Origin of the sequence: Kitasatospora sp. NPDC088134, from assembly GCF_044741705.1 — a bacterium.
Lineage (GTDB): Bacteria > Actinomycetota > Actinomycetes > Streptomycetales > Streptomycetaceae > Kitasatospora.
In genome coordinates this window covers 1-19,016 of sequence record NZ_JBIUTD010000036.1, presented here as the reverse complement: position 1 = coordinate 19,016, position 19,016 = coordinate 1, and the positions used below count along the sequence as shown (strand labels likewise).

Here is a 19,016-nt window from a genome sequence, read left to right as displayed (position 1 = left end):
TAGGGTCCTGCTCAGTCCCCCAGCCCGGCAGGAGCGCCCCGATGACCGACCCCACCCCGGCCACCCTCCAGGGCCCGGCCGTCCCCGCCGTCCCCGCCGCCCCGGTGCTGGCCGCGTTCCGCGCCGCCACCGGCTTCATGCCCGAGGACGAGGGCCTGGCCTTGTACGCGGCGGCCCTGGACGCGGCCGGGCGGACCGGGCTGCCGGTGCTGGAGATCGGCACCTACTGCGGCCGCTCGGCGATCCTGCTCGCGGACGCCGCCCGCCGGGCCGGCACGGTCGCGCTGACCGTCGACCACCACCGCGGCTCCGAGGAGCAGCAGCCCGGCTGGGAGTACCACGACCCGACCCTGGTCGACCCGGAGGTCGGCCTGATGGACACCCTGCCCCGGTTCCGCCGCACCCTGCACGCGGCCGGCCTGGAGGAGCACGTGGTCGCCCTGGTCGGCCGCTCCCCGCAGATCGCCGCGGTCTGGCAGGGCCGGCTGGCGCTGGTGTTCGTCGACGGCGGGCACACCGACGAGCACGCCACCGGCGACTACGAGGGCTGGGTCCCGCACCTGGCCGCGGACGGCCTGCTGGTGGTGCACGACGTGTTCCCCGACCCGGCGGACGGCGGTCAGGCTCCCTACCGGGTGTACCTGCGGGCCCTCGCCGAGGGCTTCGAGGAGGTCTCGGTGACGGGCTCGCTGCGGGTGCTGCGCCGCACCGCGACCGCCCGCTGACGGACCGTCGGGCGGCGGGCCCGCCGACGGGCGGGCCCGTCGCCCGGACCGGCCCTCGGCGTCGTCCCCACGGCGACGCATCGCCGATCCACCGTGACCACGCGTACCGGTGGCCGGTACGGTGGCGGCGGCAGACGACGAACCGCCGCACGGGGAGCGGCCCGGGCGGCGACCTGGCACCGGTCCCGGAGGGGCGCCGGTGCGGAACCGGTCGACGGGGGACGAGGCAGCGCATGACGGAACAGGGCAGGGCCGCCAGGGCGGTCTGGGATCCGACCGCGAACAACGGCGCGGGCGGCTGGGTCCGCCGGGAGGTCCCGGACGACCCGGCGGCGGGTCCGGCCACCACCGCGATCCCGCTCCCGCTGCTGCTGGCCGCCACCGAGGGCCAGGCCGCACCGCTCCCGCCGCAGCCCGGTACCGCCGTCCCGCCGGAGCAGCCGCCCGCCGCCGCGCAGCGCACCGCGGCCACCGCCGCGACCCCGCCGCCGCGACCGAAGCCCCAGCCCCAGTCCCAGCCCCCGGCGGAGCAGCCGCCGACCGCGCCGTCCGGTCCGCCGCCGGTCGCCGCCCCCGGCGGTTTCCCGCCCGGCCCGCAGCCCTCCTACGGCGGCCAGCAGCAGTTCGCGCCGCCCCAGCAGCCTTTCGGCGGGGCCCAGCCGCCCCAGCAGCAGCTGCCCCAACAGCAGCCGCCCCAGCAGCCGTTCGGCGGCGGCCCCTCGTTCGGCGGGCAGCAGTCCTTCGACGGGCAGCCGTCCTACGGCGGCCAGCAGTCCTTCGGCGGCCAGCAGCCGTTCGGCGACCAGTCCTACGGCGGTCAGCAGTCCTTCGGGGGCCAGCAGCCGTTCGGCGGCGGGCCCTCGTTCGGCGGCCCTCCGCAGCAGTTCCCGCCCGGGCCGGCCGGGCAGCCGGGTCAGCCCGGCGGGTACGGCTACCAGGAGCCGGAGTTCGACTACGAGGACGACCCGCGTCGGCGCCGCACCCCGGTGCTGATCGGCGCGGCCGTGGCGCTGCTGCTGGTGATCGGCGTCGGCGTGGTGTGGGCCGTGAACAACAGCGACAGCAATGGGAGCACCCCGCAGGGCCGGAGCAGCGCCGCGCCGCCACCGGACCCGGGCACCGGCGGCTCCCCGGCGGGCGGCGGCCAGGGCGGCTCGTCCGCGCCGTCCGCGCCCGCGTCCCCGGCGGCCTCGGCTCCGCCCTCGGCGGGGCCGGAGGCGCAGGCCCAGGCGAAGGCGCTGGACGCGCTGCTGACCAAGGGCGAGAACGCGAAGGCGCCGATCGGCAACGCGGTGGCGAAGGTGCGCAGCTGCCCGCCGAAGCCGGAGGTGGACAGCGCCGTCAAGGTGTTCGACGACGGGGCGCAGCAACGGGACGGGCTGCTGGCCGAGTTGAACGGGTTGAAGACCGACGCCCTGCCGGGCGGCCCCGACGCGGTGGCGGACCTGCGGGCGGCCTGGCAGCAGTCCGGGGACATCGACCGGGCGTACGCGGCCTGGGCGCGGGCGGTGTCGGCGCAGGGCTGCGCCAACAACCAGGTACCCTCGACGCCCGACCTGGCGCGCGCCAACGACCTCAATCCGAAGGCGACGCAGTCGAAGAAGGACTTCGTGACGAAGTGGAAGCCGATCGCCAGTACCTACGGTCTGGCGGCGCGCACCTGGGACAGGATCTGAGGAGCCAGTGACCGGCCGCACCACCCCGCCCGCCGCCGACGACGGCGGCCAGGACCCGCACCCCCAGGACCCGCGCCCCGCCCGGCGCACCGGCGGGTCCGGTCACCCGGAGCTGCCCGGGGCGCACTGGCGGGCGGGGGCCAAGGTGGCGGCGCTGGTGCTGCCGGTCTGCCTGATCGGCTGGCTGGGCTGGCAGGCCGTCGCCAACAGCGCCCGGGACACCTCGGCGCACCCGTCGGGCCCGCACGCGCCGTACTTCGCGGAGGGCGACCAGGTCGCGCCGGGCGGTGCGGCCGCGCCGAGCGCCGGGAGCCCGGCGGCGGGGCCGTCCTCGTCCCCGGCGCCGTCCGACGGGCCGTCCACCCCGGCGGGGCAGGCGGGCCGCCGGCTGTCCGGCCGGACGGTGCTGCTCGACCCGGGCCACAACACGGGCAACGCCAAGCACACCGGGGAGATCAACCGGCAGGTCGACATCGGCAACAGCCGCAAGGAGTGCGACACCACGGGGACGTCCACCGACGCCGGGTACCCGGAGGCGGAGTTCACCCTGGACGTGGTGCACCGGGCCCGGGCGATCCTGCAGGACCGGGGGGCGAAGGTGGTGCTGACCCAGGACGGGGAGCGCGCCTGGGGGCCGTGCATCGACGAGCGGGCCCGGATCGGCAACGAGGCGGGCGCGGACGTCGCGGTCTCGGTGCACGCGGACGGCGCCCCGGCGTCCGGCCGCGGCTTCCACGTGATCATGCCGGCCAGGGTGGTCGCCGGGGCCGCCGACACCTCGGCGATCGTCGACCCCTCGCACCGGTTCGGGGTGCTGCTGCGGGACGCGTTCCAGGCCGGCACCGGCGAGCCGGTGTCCAGCTACATCGGCCAGCAGGGCCTGGACACCCGCTCCGACCTGGGGGGCCTGAACCTGTCGAAGGTCCCGAAGGTCTTCATCGAGTGCGGCAACATGCGCAACGCGGAGGACGCGAAGCGGATGTCCGACCCGCAGTGGCGCCAGCGCGCCGCGCAGGCCCTCGCCGACGCCCTGACCAGCTATCTCACCGGGTGAGCCACTGCGTACACCCACCGTCGAACACCTGTCCCGTCAGTGCCCCCGGTCCTTCCGGAACGAACCGCTCCGCGCCGGATTCGGAGGGCGCTGTGCACGCGGCGGAGCCTTGGCCCTAGGCTTTTGCCCTGTTGTACCGCTCCGGTACAACGGGGGCCCGGTCACCGCCCGCCGACCACGACTACACCAATGAGGGGAACGTCAGTGAACCTGCGCGCTCTCACCAGGGGAGACGCCGCCGTCGCCGGTGCGGCCGTATTGCTCCTGCTCTCGTCCTTCCTGCCCTTCCGGACCTTCCCGTCGCTGCGCGGGGCGCTGGACTGGAACGCCTGGGAGCCCGGGGCCTTCCCGCTGCTCCCGTCGGTCTTCCTGCTCGGCGTCGTCGGCGCCGTGCTGATCCTGCTCTTCCGCCTGCAGAAGGAGACCCTGGGCACCAAGGAGATCCTCGGCCTCCGCCTCGACCAGTGGGGCACCGCGATGGCGGTGATCTCGCTCTGGGGCATGCTGTGGGCGGTGGCCGGCGCACCGACCGGCGCCAGCAACGGCGCGGGCGTGTGGCTCGGCCTGCTGTCGACGCTGCTGCTGGCCGGCGCCGTGATCGCCGGCCCGCTCGTCCCGGCCCTGCAGGGCCCGCTGCTGCCGGAGTCCTCGCCCGCGGCGACCACCCCGCAGCCGTTCCCGCCGTACGGCGGCCAGCAGCCGGGCCAGCCCGGTCAGCCCGGCGCGTACGGCTACCCGGGCGCCCAGCAGCAGCCCTTCCCGGGCCAGCCGCAGCCGCAGGTCGAGCAGCCGCAGCCCGCGGCCGCGCAGCAGTTCGGCGGCCAGGGCGAGTTCGGCGGCCAGGGCGGCTACGGCTACCCGGCGGCCGCGCAGGCCCCGGCCCCGGCCGCGCAGCAGCAGGCGCCCGCACCGCAGCCCACCGCGGTGCAGCCGGCCGTCCAGGACCAGGCCCCGCAGGCCGCCGCGGCCCCGTTCGCCCCGTTCTGGTTCGCCGTCCCGGCGGTGCGCCAGCTCGGCAACAAGGACAACCCGGCCGCCCCGCCGGTCGGCGAGCTCGTCCCCGGCACCTGGTACCTGGCCGTCGACCAGCGCGGCGCCGCCCTGGTCGCCCAGCTCCCGGACGGCACCCACGGCGTCCTGAACGACACCACGGGCATCCAGCGCGGCTGACGCCCCGTCACACCGGAAAGGTCCGCCCCCGGAGGGAACTCCTCCCCGGGCGGACCTTTCCGTTTCCTGCCCCTTCCCGCCCCGGCCCCTGCCCCGGCCCTGGCCCTGGCCCTGGCCCTGCAGGGGGCGCGGGGAACTGCGCGCAGCGGAAGGCGCAGACAGCAAGGTCCGCCCGGCGAGGGAACTCCCCTCCCGGGCGGACCTTCCGCTGTACGCGTCCCGTCGTGTCGCGCAGCGGCTAGCAGCAGCCCTCGACCGCCAGCCCCGCCGGCAGCTCCTCGCCGCCGAAGACGCTGACCGTCGCGTGGTCGCCGCCGAGCGCGGCGACGGCGAGCAGCAGGGCGCCGGCGGTCCAGGTGGTGCGCTCCTCGGGCCAGATCGCGTCGTCCTCGAAGACGTAGCCGGTCCAGTAGGAGCCGTCCTCGTGGCGCAGGTGCTGAATCCAGCGGAGGATCTCGACGGCGCGGTCGGACTGCCCGGCGGCCCAGAGGGCGAGGGCGAGTTCGGCGCTCTCGCCGCCGGTGACCCAGGGCCGGTCGCTGACGCAGCGGACGCCGAGGCCGGGGACGACGAAGCGGTCCCAGTCGGCGGCGATCCGGCGTTCGGCGTCGGCGCCGCGCAGCGCGGTGCCGAGGACGGGGTAGTACCAGTCCATCGAGTAGCGGTCCTTGTCGAGGAACCGCTCGGGGTGGTGGGCGATGGCGTGCCGGAGCCGGCCGGCGGCGAGCTCCCAGTCGGGCTGCGGCCGGTCGAGGTGGTCGGCGACGGCGAGGCCGCAGCGCAGCGCGTGCAGGATCGAGCAGGAGCCGGTGAGCAGCGCCTCGGTGGCGGCGGTGCCGTCCGCGTCCTGCCGCCAGGCGATCGCCCCGCCGGGGAGGCTGAGCCGGACGCAGTGGTCGAGGGCGCGGGCGACGGTGGGCCAGATCCGTTCCAGGAAGCCGTCGTCGCCGGTGGAGAGGTGGTGGTGCCAGGCGCCGACGGCGACGTAGGCGCAGAAGTTGGTCTCCCGGGCCAGGTCGGTGGCGGTGCCGTCGGCGATGCCGGGCTGCCCGTAGGCGTAGGCAGCGTACCAGGAGCCGTCGGCGTTCTGCCGGTCGGCGAGCCAGCGGTAGGCGGCCTCGGCGGCGGCGTGCTCGCCGGCGGTGTCGAGGGCCATCGCGGCCTCGGTGTGGTCCCAGGGGTCGAGGTGGCCGCCGTGGAACCAGGGGATGGCGCCGTCGGGCTGCTGGTGGGCGAGGATCGACCGGACGGTGTCGGCGGCCCGGGCGGCGTCCAGGACGCCGTCGAGCAGCAGCGCCTCGGGGACGGCGGCGGTCATGCGCCGGTCCGGGGCAGGTGGGGCTTGCTGGCGTAGACCACGAAGGACTTGCCGATGACCGGGTTGAGGGCCTTCTCGGCGGCCTTGGTGAGGGTGGAGACGACGGGGGTGCCGACGATGTCCCAGACCAGCAGCTGGTGGTAGGCCCGGACCGGCAGGGCCTTGTCGTTGTTGACACCCATCGCGCACTTGATCCACCAGTACGGGGAGTGCAGGGCGTGCGCGTGGTGCTCGCCGTAGGGCTGGAGGCCGGCCTCGCGGACCTTCTGCACCAGCTCGTCGCCCTTGTAGATCCGGATGTGGCCGCCCTCGACCTCGTGGTACTCGTCGGAGAGCGCCCAGCAGATCTTCTCCGGCAGGTAGCGGGGCACGGTGACGGCGAGCAGGCCGCCGGGCTTGAGGACGCGGACCATCTCGGCGAGCACGCCCTTGTCGTCGGGGATGTGCTCCATCACCTCGGAGATGATGATCCGGTCGAAGGTGTCGTCGTCGAAGGGCAGGTTGAGCGCGTCGCCCTCCATGGCGGTGGCGCTGGCCCCGGCGGGGGCCTCGCCGGCCTGTTCCATGGCGGCGAACCACTTGCGGACCTCGGCGATCTCCTCGGCGTTCCGGTCGAGGGCGACCACGTTCGCGCCGCGCCGGTAGCACTCGAACGCGTGCCGGCCACCGCCGCAGCCCAGGTCGAGCACCCGGTCGCCGGGGGCGAGCGGGAAGCGGGAGAAGTCGACGGTCAGCACTGCGGGCTCCCATTCACGAAGGGGGTGGGGCAAGGGGGTTGACGGAGCGTCGGCCGGTCGGGCGTCAGCCGACGTAGCGCCAGCCGGGGCCGGAGCGGGCGGCGGCGCCGGTGCCGGTGGCGATCGCGGCCCGGTAGCGTTCGGCGGTCAGTTCGGCGGCCCGGGCCCAGGTGAACCGGGCCAGGACGCGGTCGCGCCCGGCGGTGCCGAGACGGGTGCGCAGTTCGGGGTCGTCGAGCAGCCGGCCGAGCGCGGCGGCGAGCGCGCCCGGGTCGCCGGGCGGGACGGCCAAGCAGGTCTCGCCGTCGGGGCCGGCCACCTCGGGGATGGCGCCGCCGGTGGTGGCGACCAGCGGGGTCGCGGTGGCCATCGCCTCGGCGGCGGGCAGCGAGAAGCCCTCGTACAGCGAGGGGACGCAGGCGGCCTCGGCGGAGCGGTACAGGTCGACGAGTTCGGCGTCGCTCAGGCCGGTGCGGAACTCGATGTGCCGCTCCAGGCCGAACCGGCGGACCGCCTCGGTGACCGGGCCGTCCTCCTTCTGCGGCTTGCCGACCACGACCAGGTGGGCGTCCCGTTCGGTGCGGACCTTGGCGAGCGCCTCGACCAGGTGGACCAGGCCCTTGAGCGGGACGTCGGCGCTGGAGGTGGTGACGATCCGGCCGGGGACCCGGGCGACCTCGGCGGACGGCGACCACAGGCGGGTGTCGGCGCCGATCGGGACGACCGAGATCGCGCCGGGCGCGGTGCCGAGCTGCTCGGCGATCTCGGCCTTCGAGCTCTCCGAGACGGTGATGACCTGCTCCAGCCGGGCGGCGACCCGGCGCTGCATCCGGACGAAGGCGTACCAGCGGCGCTTGCCGAGCCGGGCCAGCCGGCCCTCGGCCGCGTCCAGCTCCAACCTGCGGTCCACGGTGACGGGGTGATGGACCGTCGTGACCAGCGGGAAGCCGTGCCGGGCCAGGCCGAGCAGGCCGTAGCCGAGGGTCTGGTTGTCGTGCACCACGTCGTAGCGGCCCTTGTGCCGGGCCAGGTACCGGCGGGCGCGCAGCGAGAAGGTCAGCGGCTCGGGGAAGCCGCCGGTGCGCATCAGCGCGTACTCCAGCACGTCGACCGGGCCGCGGAACTCGGCGGCGGCGGGGGTGCGGAACGGGTCGTCGGCGCGGTACAGGTCGAGGCTGGGCAGTTCGACCAGGCGGACCGAGCCGGGCCCGTCGACCGCGTCCAGCACCGGGAACGGCTGGGCGCCGATCACGTCGACGTGGTGGCCGAGCCGGGCGAGTTCGCGGGACAGGTGGCGGACGTAGACGCCCTGGCCCCCGCAGAACGGGTCGCCCCGGTACGAGAGCAGGGCGATCCGCAGCGGCGGCGGCGACGCGGTCATCCCCTGGCCCCTCTTCCTTGACTCACCGGGACCGGCGACGGACGTGGCCGCCGACCGGTAAAGTAGATCACGTTTCACAGCGGTGCGGGCTCGTCGTTGGAGAAAGTGAACAACGAGAGACCTCGAAGATTACCGGGCCGTAGCTTGCCGTCAGGAGCCCTGGCAGGTGATTCACGCCACGCCGCGCCCCCGCTCCGACCGCCGCCCCTGGAGTACCCGTGACCGCGCTGGAGCACCCGTGACCGCGAACGCCGCCGCCGATCCGGCGCTCACCCCGCGCCAGGCCGAACGCCGCCGGGCGATCCTGCGGGCGGCCACCGCGCTGGCCGCCCGGGGCGGTTACGAGGCGGTGCAGATGCGCGAGGTGGCCGAGGGCGCGCAGGTCGCGCTGGGCACCCTGTACCGCTACTTCCCGTCCAAGGTGCACCTGCTGGTCGCGGTGATGCGCGAGCAGCTGGAGCGGCTGCACGGGCAGGTGAGGCGGCATCCGCCGGCCGGGGCGGACCCGGCGGCCCGGGTCGCCGAGGCGCTCACCCACGCCTTCCACGCGCTGCAGCGCGAGCCCCGGCTGGCGGAGGCCATGGTGCGGGCGCTGTCCTTCGCGGACCGCTCGGTGGGCAGCGAGGTGGACGAGGTCGCCCAGGTCACCTCGGCGATCGTGCTGGAGGCCGCCCGGCTGCCCGACCCGCCCACCGCCGGGCAGCAGGCCGCGCTGCGGGTGGTCGGCCACACCTGGCACGCGACGCTGCTGGCGTGGCTCTCCGGGCGGGCCTCGCTGGCCGAGGTCCGGGCTGACCTGCACACCGCCGCCCGGCTGCTCACGCTCACCGGGGCCGACCAGAAACTGGAACCCGTTCCACCTGCGGTTGCGGGAGTTCCGCCGACCGCCGGTTAGAGTCGTTGGTCGCGGACCGGCCCCGCCGGACCGTCCGACAACTCCACATCCCGCCCCCGTGGCCGGGGGAAGCCGGTGCGATTCCGGCACTGACCCGCAACCGTGAGCCGCCCCCGTCCCGACGGGGCCGGCGCAGTCGGACTGCCCGGCCGGGGGCGAGCGGCCCTCCTCCGTCGTGGGTCCACGGGCGTTCCGGGCCGCACCCGGGCCGCTGCGACCGCTCACCGAAAGGCTCCACCCGCCATGCCGACCGCTGCCCGCCTGGGCGCCGCCGCCCTCACCGGGGCCCTGCTGACCGGTGTCCTCGCCGTCCCCGCACTGGCCGACACCGCCTCCCCCGCCCCCTCTGCCCCGGCCTCGTCGCCCGCCGCCCTGCCCGCCGGGCTGTACGGCAAGGGCGACCCGCAGTACGACGGCGTGTGGCGGCAGTCGCTGGCGCTGCTCGCGCTGAAGCAGGAGCAGGCCGAGCCCGCCGACTCCGCCGTGCAGTGGCTGCTCGGTCAGCAGTGCGAGGACGGCGGTTGGCCCTCGTACCGGGCCGAGGGCGCGCCGTGCGTGCCCGCCGCCGAGGACTCCAACGCCACCGCGGTCGCCGTGCAGGCGCTGACCGCGCTCGGCGGCCACCAGCAGCAGGCCGGGCGCGGCGTCGAGTGGCTGCGCAAGCAGCAGAACCAGGACGGCAGTTGGGCGTACAACCCGGGTTCGCCCGGCGACGCCGACTCCACCGCGCTCGCGGTCAACGCGCTGCTCGCGGCGGGCACCGACCCGGCCTCGGTCGGCACCGCGCCGCACACCGCGTACGACGCCCTGGCCGCCTTCCAGCTGGGCTGCGCCGCGCCCGCCGAGCAGCGCGGCGCCTTCCAGTACCAGCCCGCCGCCGGGGTGCCCGCCGCCCCGAACACGCTGGCCTCCGCGCAGTCCCTGCTGGCCGCCGCGGGCGGGCACCTGCCGGTGGCCGCCGCCGCCCGCAAGGACGCCGCGCCGAAGCCCTTGACTTGTGCGGACGGGGCGAACGGCCCGGTCGCGCACGCCGATTCGGCCGAGGCGGACGCCACCTGGCTGACGGCGCAGCTCGGCGCGAACGGGCAGCACCTGATGCTGACCACCCCCGGCGCGGCCGCCACCCCCGACTACACCTCGACCGCCTGGGCGGTCCTCGGCCTGGCCGCCGCCGGGCACGGCGCGCAGGCCGCCGGCGCCGCCGACTGGCTGGCCGGCAACGGCTGGGCCTGGGCCGCGCAGGGCAAGGACGGCACCGACCCGGCCGCGGCCGCCACCCTGGTGCTGGCCGCCCGGGCCGCGCAGCTCGACCCGTACCGCTTCGGCGGCCACGACCTGGTGGGGCTGCTCGCCGCCGCCGGGCCGCAGCCGAAGTCCGCGCCGCGGGCCGCGTCCGCGTCCGCGTCGGCCTCCGCCCCCGCCGAGCAGGGCGAGAAGAAGGACAAGGGCGGCTTCCCGGCGATCTGGATGATCGGCGTCGGCCTGCTGATCGGCGCGGGCGCGGGCATGATGCTCAGCCTCAACCGCCGCCGCCGGAGCAGCGGTTCCGCGGGGCGACAGCGATGACCGTCCGCGCTGCCGCCGGCACCGGCCCCGCTGCAACCGCCGCCGTGCTCGGGCTGCTCGGCGCGGTGCTGGTGGCGCTGCTCGGGCCGGGCGCGGGCGTCGCGCGGGCCGCGGACTACCGGTACTGGTCGTTCTGGAAGGGCGGCGCGGACGGCTGGGCGTACCAGCAGGCCGCGCCGACCGGGAACGTGCCGGCGGACGGGGCGGTGGACGGCTGGCGGTTCGTGCTGAGCCCGGACGGCGGGCAGCACACGCCCCGGCCCGCGCAGGCCCCCGACTTCGCCGCGATCTGCGCGGACACCGCCCCGGCGGCCGGGCACAAGCGGGTCGCGGTGGTGCTGGACTTCGGCACCGCGCAGGACGCCCCGAGCGGTGAACAGCCGCCCGCCGCCAAGGCGTTGTGCGCCTCGGTGCCGACGGCGGCGAGCTCCGCCGAGGTGCTGGCGGCGGTCGCCCCGCCGCTGCGCTACGACTCCAGCGGCCTGCTGTGCGCCATCGCGGGCTACCCGCGGGCGGGCTGCGGCGAGGCCGTCTCCGGCGGCAACTCCTCGGCCGCGCCCGGGAGTTCCGGCGGCTCCGCCGGTGGCGGCCCGACCCTCGGGCTGGTCGCCGGGGCGGGCGCCGTCGTGCTGCTGGGCGCGGGCGCGTTCTGGCAGAACCGCCGGCGACGCGGCCGCTGAGCATGCCCGCCGCCGACCGCACCCGCCTGCCCAAGGGCGGCAACTCCCGTGCCGTGCACCGCCGTTCGCTGTCCCGGCAGCTGCACCCGGGGGCCTGGTGGCTGTGGTCGCTGGGCCTGGCGGCAGCCGCCACCCGGACCACCAACCCGCTGCTCCTGCTGCTGATCCTGGCGGTGGCGGGCTACGTGGTGGCGGCCCGCCGCGGTGACGCACCCTGGTCCCGCTCGTACGCCGCGTTCCTCCGACTCGGCCTGCTGGTGCTGGCCGTCCGGATGGTGTTCGCGGTGCTGCTGGGCTCCCCCGTCGGCGGCACCCACGTGCTCTTCACGCTGCCCCAACTCCCGCTCCCCGCCTGGGCGCAGGGCGTCCGGCTGGGTGGTTCGGTGACGCTGGAGGGGCTGCTGTTCGCCCTGTACGAGGGGCTGCGGCTGGCGGTCCTGCTGGCCTGCGTGGGCGCGGCGAACGCGCTGGCCTCGCCGTCCCGGCTGCTGCGCTCGCTGCCGGGCGCGCTCTACGAGGTGGGCGTGGCCGCGGTGGTGGCGATGACCTTCGCGCCGAACCTGGTCGCGGACGTCCGGCGGCTGCGCGCGGCGCGCCGGCTGCGGGGCCGGTCGGACCGGGGTGTGCGGGCGGTGCTGTCGGTCGGACTCCCGGTCCTGGAGGGCGCGTTGGAGCGCTCGGTGGCACTGGCCGCCGCGATGGACACCCGCGGCTTCGGCCGGACTGCCGAGGTGCCGCGCCGACTGGCCCGCACCGCAGGGGCGTTGACGCTCTGCGGCCTGCTCGGGGTGTGCTGCGCGACGTACGGGCTGCTGACCGCGGGCAGCCACCCGTGGGCACTGCCGGTGCTGCTGGCGGGTGCCGGGGCGGCCGGGGCGGGGCTGGTGCTGGGCGGCCGGCGCTCGGTCCGGACCCGCTACCGGCCCGACCCGTGGGCGCTGCCGGAGTGGCTGACGGCGGGTTCGGGGGTGCTGGTCGCGGCCGCGCTGATCCGGTACGCGGCCCGCTGGCCGGAGGCGCTGGACCCGCCGGTGGTGCCGCCGTCCCTGCCCGCCCTGCCGCTACTGCCGGCCCTGGCCGTGCTGGTCGGCCTGCTGCCCGCCTTCGTCACTCCCGAGCCGCCCCGGAGCACCCGGTGATCACTTTCGAACAGGTCGGCGTCCAGTACGCCGAGGCCGCCGAACCGGCCCTGCGGGGCGTCGACCTGACCGTCCCGGAGGGCGAGCTCTGCCTGCTGGTCGGCCCGTCCGGCTCCGGCAAGTCGACCCTGCTGGGCACCGTCTGCGGGCTGGTGCCGCACTTCACCGGCGGCACCCTGACCGGCCGGGTCACGGTCGCCGGACGGGACACCCGCACGCACCGGCCGCGCGACCTGGCGGACCTGGTCGGCACCGTCGGCCAGGACCCGGCCGGGCACTTCGTCACCGACACCGTCGAGGAGGAACTCGCCTACGGCATGGAGTCGTTGGGCCTCGCCCCGGCCGTGATGCGGCGCCGGGTCGAGGAGGCCCTGGACCTGCTCGGCCTGGCCGAGCTGCGCGGCCGGGCACTGTCCTCGCTCTCCGGCGGGCAGCGCCAGCGGGTGGCGATCGGCTCGGTGCTGACGGTCCATCCGAAGGTGCTGGTGCTGGACGAGCCCACCTCCGCGCTCGACCCCGGCGCGGCCGAGGAGGTGCTCGCCGTCCTCCAGCGCCTGGTCCACGACCTGGGCACCACCGTGCTGCTCTCCGAGCACCGCCTGGAGCGGGTCGTCCAGTACGCCGACCAGGTGCTGCTGCTGCCCGGCCCCGGCGAGCCGCCGGTGCTCGGCGACCCGGCCGCGATGATGGCCCGCTCCCCCGTCCGGCCCCCGGTGGTCGACCTCGGGCGGCTCGCCGGGTGGGAGCCGCTGCCGCTCACCGTCCGCGACGCCCGGCGCCGGGCGGCCGCCCTGCGCGAGCAACTGCTGCCCCCGCAGCCGCAGTCGGCCCCTACCCCGGCCGCACCCGCGGCCGCCGTTCCGGCCGGACCCGTCGCCACCGCGAGCCGCCTGGTGGTCTCCCGGGGCCCCGTCCCGGCCCTGCGCGGCGTCGAACTCGCCCTGCACGCCGGGGAGATCACCGCCCTGATGGGGCGCAACGGCGCGGGCAAGTCCACCCTGCTCGGCAGCCTGGTCGGCCTGCACGCCCCCGACTCCGGCACCGTCCGGGTGAACGGCCTGGTCCCGTACAAGGCCCGCCCCAAGCAGCTGATCCGCTCCGTCGGCCTGGTCCCGCAGGACCCGCGCGACCTGCTGTACGCGGAGACCGTCGCCGCCGAGTGCGCCGCCGCCGACCACGACGCGGACGCCGGACCCGGCACCTGCCGCGACCTGCTGGCCGCCCTGCTGCCCGGCGTCGCCGACGACCGGCACCCCCGCGACCTCTCCGAGGGCCAGCGCCTCACCCTCGCGCTCGCCGTCGTCCTCACCGCCCGCCCGCCGCTCGTCCTGCTCGACGAACCCACCCGCGGCCTCGACTACGCCGCCAAGGCCCGCCTGGTGGAGATCCTGCGCGGCCTCGCCGCCGACGGCCACGCCGTGCTGCTCGCCACCCACGACGTCGAACTCGCCGCCGAACTCGCCCACCGCACCGCGGTGCTGGCCGAGGGCGAGATCGTCGCCGACGGCCCCACCCCCGAGGTCGTCCTCGCCTCCCCGACCTTCGCCCCGCAGACCGCGAAGATCCTCCCCCCGTACCTCACCGTCCCCGAGGTCGCCGCCGCGCTCACTCCTGCGGAGGGCCCCCGATGACCCGCCACCGCCCGGCCCGCGACCGGCAGCCGTCCGCCCCGGGCCGCGCTTCCGTCCGCCGTGCCGTGTCCCGCCCCTACCGCTCCGCCGCTCCCGGGCGGGGCCCCCTCGCCTCCGCGCCGTCGGGTGCCGGGAGCTGCGTTCCGGCTGCCGGGAGCTGCGTTCCGGCTGCGGAGGTGCCGCGATGAGCGCGCGCCCGTCCGCCCCGCTCCCTTCCCCGCTCCCTGCTCCCGTCCGGCCGGTGCCGCTCGGGCCGCGTTCGGTGGTCTCGCTCTGCCTGGTCTCGGCGGTCGGGGTCACCGCCTTCGGCTGGCCGCTGCTGGCCGCCCGGGAGTCCGACCTGGTGGGCCACTCCGCGGACGCGCCCTGGCTGTTCGCGCTGCTGATGCCGCTGCTGCTGGCCGTCCTGATCGCTCAGCTCTCCGAGGGGCGGCGGGCGACCGGTGCGCCCGGCCTGGACGCCAAGGCCGTCGCCATGCTCGGCGTGCTGGCCGCGGCCGGGGCCGCGCTGCGCCCGCTGGGGGCGGGGACGGCCGGGCTGGAACCGATGTTCTTCCTGATGGTGCTCTCCGGCCGGGCGCTCGGCCCGGGCTTCGGCTTCGTGCTGGGCGCCCTGGCGATGTTCGCCTCCGGGCTGCTCACCGGCGGCGTCGGCCCGTGGCTGCCGTTCCAGATGCTCGCCATGGGCTGGGTCTGCCTCGGCGCGGGGCTGCTCCCGGGCGCCGCGACGCTGCGCGGCCGGGGCGAACTCCTGCTCCTGGCCGGCTACGGCGTCCTCTCCGCCGTCGGCTACGGCACCGTGATGAACCTTCAGGGCTGGCCCTACATCGGCGGGTTGGGCGCCGCCGTCTCCTTCGTCCCCGGCGACCCGCTCCCGGCCAACCTGCTCCGCTTCACCCTCTACTGCCTCACCACCTCCCTCGGCTGGGACCTCCCCCGCGCCGCCCTCACCGCCACCCTCTGCCTCACCGTCGGCGGCCCCCTGCTGCGCACCCTGCGCCGCGCCACCCGCCGCGCCGCCTTCCGATGAAGCCTTCCCGCGCAGAAGGGGGCGGAGCCGCCCGGCCCCGCCCCCGCTTCTTCCGGCCTACTGCTTCGGCCCGGTCGACTGGACCACCTCGAAGGACCAGACGGTGGAGCCGGAGGCCGCGGGGCGCCTGGGGGCCCCGCCCTCGGCGCCACCCTGGTGGGCCTGCTTCATCGGGCCCTCCATCCAGGCCTGGAAGGACTCCTCGTCCCGCCAGCGCGTGTACACCAGGTACTGGTCCGTCCCCTCCACCGGACGCAGCAGCTCGAACCACTCGAACCCGTCCGAACCCTCCACCGTCCCGGCCCGCGACGCGAACCGCTGCTCCAGCACCTCCCGCTGCTCGGCGGGAACGGTCAGCACGTTGATCTTCACTACGCTGCCCACATGGCACCTCTCAAGTCACAGGGTCGGCCCGGCTCGCGGCCCGACCTCGATCAGGTACGAGCAGTCTCGTACATCCGACAGAGCAAGCGGCGCGAGGACGACTCCAAGGCGTCGCCCGAGGCTCAGCGGACCAAGACTGAGGCGCTGATGCGGTCGAGGGGCTGGGAGAACGCCGGTCACTTCGAGGACATCGGCAAGTCGGGCTGGGACCCGAACACCCACCGCCCCGGCTTCGAGGAGCTGATGGCGGCCGTGCGCGCCGGACACGTGGACGCGGTGGTCGTCTTCTCACTGTCCCGGCTCACCCGCCGTGGCGCGCTCGAAGCGATGAAGATCATCGACGAGTTGGAGCAGCACGGCGTGCGGTTGGTCAGCGTGGAGGAGCCGTACCTCGACACCTCCACCCCGGTCGGCGTCGGCATCCTGGCCATCATCGCCGGACTGGCCCAGCAGGAATCCGACTTGAAGTCCGCCTACATCACCAGCGCCAAGGAGGAGATCCGGCAGGCCGGTGGCCACACCTCCGGCATCCCCCCGTACGGCTTCGTCAGCGAGCGAGTCACGCGCGGCGAGTTGACGGTCTCGCGGCTCGTTCCGTCCCCCGTGGAAGCCGACTGGGTCCGGCGCATGGTCGCCTGGGCGGTCGACGGCGAGTCCGGCACCGGCATTGCCCGCAAGCTCAACGAAGAATCCGCCCCGACCAAGGTCACCACCCTCGGCGAGAGCGGCACAAAGCGCCTGGCGGCCCGGCGCGCCCGTGGCCTGTCGGAGTCCGCCGAGCGCCCCTCCTGGACGTCCTCCACCGTCCTACGCATCCTCCGCGATCCGCGCCTCGCCGGATACGCGATCGAGTGGGAGGGACGCAGCCAGCGCCGCAGAGGCGCGGACGGTGAGATCGTCCCCGGGACCACGGGCCACCGGGCGATCCTGCGCGACCCGTCAGGCGCTCCCCTGGAGTCGCACGAACCCCTGATCCCCCCGGCCGACTGGTGGGCGCTGCAAGACGTCCTGAACGGCCGCAGCAAGACGGTCGAGCGCCGGGCCGACCGCGTGCCCACGCTGCTCGCCGGGCACGGTTTCCTGTTCTGCGACGTCTGCGGCTCCGTCATGGTCGCGTCGGTCCGAGGAGAGACCCGGTACTACCAGTGCAACCGCGCCGGTGGAGTGGTGGCTGGCCACGGCGGACTCGTCATCCACATGGAACAGGCCGACAACGAGACGGCCGGTCGGGTCTGGGCCCGGCTCACCACGATGGACCCCGACGACCCCGAAGAACTGGAGTGGCTCGCCGAAGCCGCCCGCCGCTTCGCCCACCAGCGCGACAACTCGGGCCGCGAAGCGGAACTCTCCGCCGCTCGCTCGGAGTTGGAGCACGTCCGCACCTCCCTCCGCACGCTGTACGAGGACCGCACGGCGGGCGCGTACGCGGGCACGGTCGGCACCCAGGTCTTCCGCGAGTCCGTGGAACGGCTCATGGCCCACGAACAGCGCACGGACGCCCGGATCAAGGAGTTGGAGCAGGCCGCCGCCGCGACCATCGCCATCCCCGACGACTGGACGGGGGTCGACGGCGACCCGATCGGCCCGGGAACCCCTTGGGCCGCGTGGGACCTCCAGCGCCGCCGGGAGTTCTTGGCCCTGTTCGTCGATTCGGTCCGGATCGCCAAGGCCACCGGCCGGGGCCGCAACGCCAACACCAGGGACCGCATCGTGATCCGGTGGGCCAAGCATCCGGACACGGACTGAACGAGAGCAGCGCCGCCGGATCGCGCTGTGGTGAAGCCGAAATACTCCGTGGCGACCCTCACACCGCCACGCCGACCCCGTCAGGTTCTGAGCCTGGCGGGGTTTTTCACGCCCATCGAGCGCCGCCAAGTCCTCTGTGCAGGTGACGAGGTGACGGAAAAGAGCGCGTTTCCGTTCTCCCTAGTACTTTATTTGTTTGTTTTGCCCTCTCTTTTCACCTAAACATGGCCTGACCTGCTGTTACTGGACAGCGGGGAGTCACTTGGAGGCTGGCATTCGATCCTTGTTGGTCCACTTTGGCTCCCCTCTTGCACGACAGCGGGGGTGAAGTGACTGTACATTTTCAAGGGGGACTCTTGGGCAAGTACATGGATGACGCGCTGGACAACCGCATGGTGGTGCTGGAGAACACCCCTGCCCGCCCGGAGCGACGCGAGAAAATCGACACGGGCGAGACCATGGCCGATCTGTGGGCGCAGAAGGACACCACAGCCCGCCGACTGCTCATGCTCGACGCCGGGGCACGACTGGAGGTGTGCAAGGGCGTCCGGGGCGGTTGGAAGTCGCTCGACCGTCGCCGGGTCTCTTTCACCGTGACAGGCGACCTTGACCCCGCGGTGGAAGCGTGGGCAGGGCTCCGGGCCGAACTCAGCTTGACGGCCGAGCAGGAGCCCGCACCGGGCAACCGTATGCGCCTCGCCGAACCGGTCGGCGCAGGCAGGTAGCGACCCCGGCGGGGGTGACGGGTGACGCAGGTGGGGCGGAAATCTGGTTTCTCTATACGTACGCACATAGAGAAGAACCTGATTTTCCCGTCTTCTGCGTCACCCGTCACCACCCTGCAGGAATTCGTCTCCCTCTCTTACTGGTGAGAGGGGATGCGGGACTACCGCGCACCCCACCGACAGCACCACGGCGGACCGAGTGCCCGCGCCCCTCTCGCCGCTCCGTCCGTACACCACGCGCCCCGTACTACCGGGGTGGCTGCCGGAGTCGTGAGGCAGAGTGCGGGAACTGTACCGGCCGTCGTAGTCGTCCGCCAGGGCGCCCACGGGGGAGCGGCGAAGTGCAGTCCCCACCCGGACCGGCCGACGCCGGCGAGGGACACCACCAGCCCGCCTAGCCCAGTCGGCAAGAGGCACGCGGCTCAAACCCGCGACAGCCCCGGTTCGAACCCGGGGACGGGCACCGTTGCGAAGCGAAATCTTGACCGGATGACTTGAACCCTCAAAGTCGTCGTGTTCGGCCTGTTGCAACTCGTCATCACCAAGCCGCACTTGGCAGGCAGGAGACGCCGTGCGTTGTATCGACTGCCTCTCGCCCCCGACTCATCGGGGGCGCTGCGAAGCCCACCACCGGGCCTACGAAGCCCGCCCGTCCGTCCGTGCCCGCCGCAGGCTGCTCGCTCTGGTGATCCGGCACCACAGCGGTGCCGAACGGCTTCGTCGGCGGGTCGACCGGGCGGGCTCCGCTGTGTGCGGCCTGTGCGGCGAGGAGGTGCCCGCCGAGCTGGTCGACGTGGACCACCATCTACCGCTCGCCCTCGGCGGCGAGGACACCGACCACAACGTGTGGACGCTGTGTCGGGCCTGCCGCCGAGGCAAGTCCGAGCGGGAGTTCACCGTCGGGTGAGCCATGAGCCAAGTGCGCCGCCGCCCACGGCCGCGAGACTGAGCAGCCATCCTGGTATGCGTTGGACGGTTAAGTGCAGGCTACCGATGCGGAGTTCTAGCGCTGGCGGCCCGCTGTTGCGTGCCTGCCTTCGGGTGCTGTTCTGTGGCATGGCCTAAGAAGCCGTTGTCTTTCCGAGAGTGGCGGGTGCGTTTCCCCTGGTGAGGCATAGGGCGGGCGCCTCAGCGGCAGAGACGAGGTGTCGTGTTGTCT

At 75.0% G+C, this 19,016-nt stretch carries 17 protein-coding genes, 1 tRNA gene and 1 riboswitch; of the genes, 14 read left to right on the top strand and 4 right to left on the bottom strand.

All coding sequences use genetic code 11. The features are described from left to right. Positions 1-41: 41 nt before the first annotated feature. From ACIOHG_RS34550 to ACIOHG_RS34535, 4 genes are all read left to right on the top strand, one after another. Positions 42-725 (top strand): class I SAM-dependent methyltransferase, encoded by a 684-nt coding sequence (locus ACIOHG_RS34550; protein WP_400956718.1) that lies wholly within the window; start codon positions 42-44, stop codon positions 723-725. A gap of 233 nt (positions 726-958) precedes the next feature. After that, a complete protein-coding gene (locus ACIOHG_RS34545; RefSeq protein WP_400956715.1) occupies positions 959-2,401 on the top strand; it encodes a hypothetical protein in 1,443 nt (480 codons plus the stop codon). Between the two features lie 7 nt (positions 2,402-2,408). Beyond that, positions 2,409-3,455, top strand: a complete 1,047-nt coding sequence (locus ACIOHG_RS34540) for an N-acetylmuramoyl-L-alanine amidase (RefSeq protein ID WP_400956713.1) — start codon at positions 2,409-2,411, stop codon at positions 3,453-3,455. Positions 3,456-3,659: 204 nt separating this feature from the next. Beyond that, positions 3,660-4,625, top strand: a complete 966-nt coding sequence (locus ACIOHG_RS34535; RefSeq protein ID WP_400956710.1) for a hypothetical protein — start codon at positions 3,660-3,662, stop codon at positions 4,623-4,625. Between the two features lie 238 nt (positions 4,626-4,863). Here the strand turns inward: ACIOHG_RS34535 and ACIOHG_RS34530 are convergent, their stop codons facing one another. The 3 genes from ACIOHG_RS34530 to ACIOHG_RS34520 form a co-directional block, all read right to left on the bottom strand. Next, positions 4,864-5,943: a prenyltransferase gene (locus ACIOHG_RS34530; protein ID WP_400956708.1), complete on the bottom strand. Its 1,080-nt coding sequence runs from the start codon at positions 5,941-5,943 to the stop codon at positions 4,864-4,866. Continuing rightward, positions 5,940-6,680 carry a class I SAM-dependent methyltransferase gene (locus ACIOHG_RS34525; protein WP_400712160.1) on the bottom strand — a complete coding sequence of 247 codons (741 nt, stop codon included), beginning with the start codon at positions 6,678-6,680 and terminating at the stop codon, positions 5,940-5,942. Before ACIOHG_RS34525 ends, ACIOHG_RS34530 begins: the two co-directional genes overlap by 4 nt. 64 nt (positions 6,681-6,744) lie before the next feature. Next, complete coding sequence (locus ACIOHG_RS34520) at positions 6,745-8,061, bottom strand: glycosyltransferase family 4 protein (protein WP_400956706.1); 1,317 nt, start codon at positions 8,059-8,061, stop codon at positions 6,745-6,747. Between the two features lie 238 nt (positions 8,062-8,299). Between ACIOHG_RS34520 and ACIOHG_RS34515 the strand changes: the two genes are divergently transcribed. The 6 genes from ACIOHG_RS34515 (at position 8,300) to ACIOHG_RS34490 (ending at position 15,002) form a co-directional block, all read left to right on the top strand. Then, the gene (locus ACIOHG_RS34515) at positions 8,300-8,956 is read left to right on the top strand and encodes a TetR family transcriptional regulator (protein ID WP_400956704.1); all 657 of its coding nucleotides are present in this window, start codon (positions 8,300-8,302) and stop codon (positions 8,954-8,956) included. Positions 8,957-9,021: 65 nt separating this feature from the next. Beyond that, positions 9,022-9,103, top strand: a riboswitch (cobalamin riboswitch). 96 nt (positions 9,104-9,199) lie between these two features. Continuing rightward, positions 9,200-10,522, top strand: coding sequence for a prenyltransferase/squalene oxidase repeat-containing protein (locus ACIOHG_RS34510; protein ID WP_400956701.1), 1,323 nt, complete (start codon positions 9,200-9,202; stop codon positions 10,520-10,522). Continuing rightward, a complete protein-coding gene (locus tag ACIOHG_RS34505; protein ID WP_400956698.1) occupies positions 10,519-11,202 on the top strand; it encodes an SCO2322 family protein in 684 nt (227 codons plus the stop codon). The genes ACIOHG_RS34510 and ACIOHG_RS34505 overlap by 4 nt, the downstream gene beginning before the upstream one ends. Positions 11,203-11,204: 2 nt before the next feature. Beyond that, positions 11,205-12,341 carry an energy-coupling factor transporter transmembrane component T gene (locus ACIOHG_RS34500; RefSeq protein ID WP_400956696.1) on the top strand — a complete coding sequence of 379 codons (1,137 nt, stop codon included), beginning with the start codon at positions 11,205-11,207 and terminating at the stop codon, positions 12,339-12,341. Further along, positions 12,338-13,972 carry an ABC transporter ATP-binding protein gene (locus ACIOHG_RS34495; RefSeq protein WP_400956694.1) on the top strand — a complete coding sequence of 545 codons (1,635 nt, stop codon included), beginning with the start codon at positions 12,338-12,340 and terminating at the stop codon, positions 13,970-13,972. Before ACIOHG_RS34500 ends, ACIOHG_RS34495 begins: the two co-directional genes overlap by 4 nt. A 184-nt stretch (positions 13,973-14,156) precedes the next feature. Further along, positions 14,157-15,002: an ECF transporter S component gene (locus ACIOHG_RS34490; RefSeq protein WP_400956692.1), complete on the top strand. Its 846-nt coding sequence runs from the start codon at positions 14,157-14,159 to the stop codon at positions 15,000-15,002. A gap of 57 nt (positions 15,003-15,059) precedes the next feature. Here ACIOHG_RS34490 and ACIOHG_RS34485 read toward each other — a convergent pair whose 3' ends face one another. Continuing rightward, positions 15,060-15,386, bottom strand: coding sequence for an antibiotic biosynthesis monooxygenase family protein (locus ACIOHG_RS34485; protein WP_400956690.1), 327 nt, complete (start codon positions 15,384-15,386; stop codon positions 15,060-15,062). Between ACIOHG_RS34485 and ACIOHG_RS34480 the strand changes: the two genes are divergently transcribed. The 4 genes from ACIOHG_RS34480 to ACIOHG_RS34465 all read left to right on the top strand — a co-directional run bounded on the left by ACIOHG_RS34480 (position 15,387) and on the right by ACIOHG_RS34465 (position 18,764). After that, the gene (locus tag ACIOHG_RS34480) at positions 15,387-17,132 is read left to right on the top strand and encodes a recombinase family protein (protein WP_400956688.1); all 1,746 of its coding nucleotides are present in this window, start codon (positions 15,387-15,389) and stop codon (positions 17,130-17,132) included. Between the two features lie 356 nt (positions 17,133-17,488). After that, a complete protein-coding gene (locus tag ACIOHG_RS34475; RefSeq protein WP_400956686.1) occupies positions 17,489-17,857 on the top strand; it encodes a hypothetical protein in 369 nt (122 codons plus the stop codon). Between the two features lie 388 nt (positions 17,858-18,245). Beyond that, positions 18,246-18,320, top strand: a tRNA-Leu gene (locus ACIOHG_RS34470). Between the two features lie 108 nt (positions 18,321-18,428). Then, complete coding sequence (locus ACIOHG_RS34465; protein WP_400956684.1) at positions 18,429-18,764, top strand: HNH endonuclease; 336 nt, start codon at positions 18,429-18,431, stop codon at positions 18,762-18,764. Positions 18,765-19,016 lie beyond the last annotated feature (252 nt).